This window comes from Arthrobacter sp. FW306-1B-G06A (assembly GCF_058781765.1).
Genome location: NZ_JBYSXB010000083.1, coordinates 1 through 2,610 on the forward strand (window position 1 = coordinate 1; position 2,610 = coordinate 2,610).

At 65.8% G+C, this 2,610-nt stretch carries 3 protein-coding genes; all 3 read right to left on the reverse strand.

Features of this window, described 5'->3' with window-relative positions:
* Positions 1-84 precede the first annotated feature (84 nt).
* The gene (locus AC3WJM_RS22940; protein WP_492273046.1) at positions 85-237 is read right to left on the reverse strand and encodes a hypothetical protein; all 153 of its coding nucleotides are present in this window, start codon (positions 235-237) and stop codon (positions 85-87) included.
* A gap of 207 nt (positions 238-444) precedes the next feature.
* Positions 445-1,455: a DUF4192 domain-containing protein gene (locus AC3WJM_RS22945; RefSeq protein ID WP_492273047.1), complete on the reverse strand. Its 1,011-nt coding sequence runs from the start codon at positions 1,453-1,455 to the stop codon at positions 445-447.
* A 628-nt stretch (positions 1,456-2,083) separates the two neighbouring features.
* Positions 2,084-2,515: a hypothetical protein gene (locus tag AC3WJM_RS22950; RefSeq protein WP_492273048.1), complete on the reverse strand. Its 432-nt coding sequence runs from the start codon at positions 2,513-2,515 to the stop codon at positions 2,084-2,086.
* Positions 2,516-2,610: the final 95 nt, after the last annotated feature.

The window sequence follows — 2,610 nt, forward strand, 5'->3', positions numbered from 1 at the left end:
AAAGAGCCGGCTCTGAATGCGCCGGCTCTTTCTGTTTCCCTCGGAAAAAGGAAATCTGTGGTGCAGCGTCGATGCTGCCGTGGGTTACGGCTGCTCGAGCCGGTGGTCTGTTACGGGAAAGTCTACAGGCCCGGTTTCCGGGCCTGCCGTGAGCAGGCGCAATTCCAGCAGGTCTTCGATCTGGCTGGCATCGGGGCCGACGGTATCGTCCTCGGTCATGCGGAACTGAGATGCCACGGCGGGGTTTCCTTGCCTGGGGTTTGGGACGGGGTTGTCCTTTCACCCTAGCGGCGGATCCTGCACATTGTCTGGAATTGGTGCTGCGCCCGCGCCAGCGTTGACGGCGGCCGGGGGAGCGCAGCGGAGGAGGCCCCCACCGCACCCTGGAGGATGACCAAGGCCGGACCCCGGTATTGAACTGGGGTCCGGCCTCGGTTCATCCGGTTACCGAATGGACGGTGTGTAGGACATTGCCTTGTTCCGTGCGCAGTCGGCAACCACGCCACGGTTGAGGAGCTCGGTCAGCAACGACGCCAGCCGGTAATCGGTGACGTCCTCCATGGCGAGCTTGAAGTACCGTGCGGCGAAGCTGGACTTGCCCTTGAGCCATTCCAGCCAGCCGATCAGGCAGAGCATCGGTGCGCGCTGGCCTTCCGGGGTTGCCTTCAAAAGTTCGAAGGCGATTTCCTGGGCACGGTCCACGCGTGCCCAGTCCGGACGGGCAAGGACCACGCCCAGCAGGACGGAAGTGAACTGCTCCGGCGCGGTGGTCATGACGTCGGCCATGAGGTAATCCCGGACCGTGGGGTGCTGGAACGCTCCCGCCAGTTCGTGCCCGCGCCCGGTGGTCAGGGTTTCCGGGTTCTCCAGTACCTCGGCCCAGATGGCCCGGCTGTGGTCCAGTTCCTCCGGCCACCCTTCGGGGGTGTGGGCCTTGATGGTTTCGCGGACAGTTGCGTCTCCGGTGAAGGGAACAGGCGCGGTGAATCCGGTGACCTGGCTCCCCCGGTAGATCAGTTCGGCGTTGCCGTTGCTGGTCGTGATCGCCTCCAGCGGTTCATCCGGGCAGCATGCGGGGTCGGTGCACAGGTAGTTCCGCCACGCGTGGGAGGTGACCATCCATGCGTCCTTCAGCGGCATCTGGGCGGTGGCCAGCTCGGTACGCAATGCCTCGACATGTTCCGAGTACGGGCGCGGGCTTCCGGGGCTGTTCTCGTCGGTGTAGATCACCAGAAGGGTGCCCGTGGCGTTCTCGTCCGCGCTCAGGTGGCTGACGAGCGTCTGGGCGTAGCCGCGCGGGTCCGCTCCGAACGGCGCGTCCACGCGCAGGGTCGCGCCGAGCCGCGTTCCGTTCATGGTCAGCACGACGAAGGATTCCGTGGGCTGTTCCCCCAGTGTGTGCGGGATGAGCGCGAGGATGTCGGCCGGGTCGGTGAAGCTGATGAAGTCGTTCATGGTTGTGTGTCCTTTTCCGAGGATGTGGTGGGTGGGGCGGCTTAGGTGACCGGCCTGCTCCCCTTCTCCCCCGTTGTTTTTTGGCTGCTGGCGAAGCTTGCGGAGCTGTGGCCGACGGAGGCCTGTCTACCCGCAGGGCAAGGGCCGTGGAATCTGCGCAGGAAATAAGCGACGAAGGAGCGCCGGAGCCGATTCTTCGGGCCGCAGGCCCCGACGAAGGAGGAGCTAGACGGGGTGGAGCGGACACGTACAATCCGAAGGACAGCAGCCAAAAAACGTCGTAGACACCAAGGTTCAGGGGGTCCGGAGCTCTGCGACGGTGCGCCCTGGACCCGACAGCCGGCCGCGGAGCGGACGCCCTTTTGCCTGGTTGCAGCGAAGCGGAGACCAGGACTTGCCCTGGACGCGGATGGATCCTCCCGCCCTGGCCATCCGCGTCCAGGCCAGGCCGCCGGCATCAGCCGCCACGCGCGGCCCTCATGCGGACGGCGGTCCGTCGCCGGTGACCACAGCGGCAGCCGGCCACGACGACGGACCGCCCCAGCCGCGGCAGAAAGTGAGTCTGCCGCGGCATCGAAGGTCCGGGGGTTCCCCGCTCCGGACGGAGCGGGGAACCTGTCGCCGGTGGTTAGGCGGCGTTGAAGACCGTGCACGGCTGGCGGTACCGACTGGGCAGCTCGGCCGCCGCCATGGGCAGGTCTTCCGGTCCCTGAGCCTGTCCGTTCTTCCAGTGGAGGAACGCCTGTTCGCTGATCGCATCCCAGAACCGGGCCTTGGTCCTGTAGAAGGTCGTTCGAACGTCGCCCTCGCAGTACGTGGCCATGCCGAACAGGTTGCCGATCTCATCGGCGGTGCGGATCCCGGCGACCATGACATAGGGCCACTGGCCCAGGTCCCAGCCGTCGCACCCCCAGCTGGGGATCACGGCCCAGCCGTGTTCACCGATGAGTTCCATCCAGTCGTAGCCGCCGTTCATGTGGTAATCGCCCAGCACGGTCACGCCGTCGATGGTTTCGCCGGTGTCGGCTGTGGTCACCGTCTTGATGGTGATTGCGTTCATGGTGTTGCTCCTTCTTTGCCGAGAAGTCGGGTGGGTGGGGCGGATCAGGTGACCGGCCAGCTTCCCCTCTCCCCCGTTGTTTTTTGGTTGCTGGC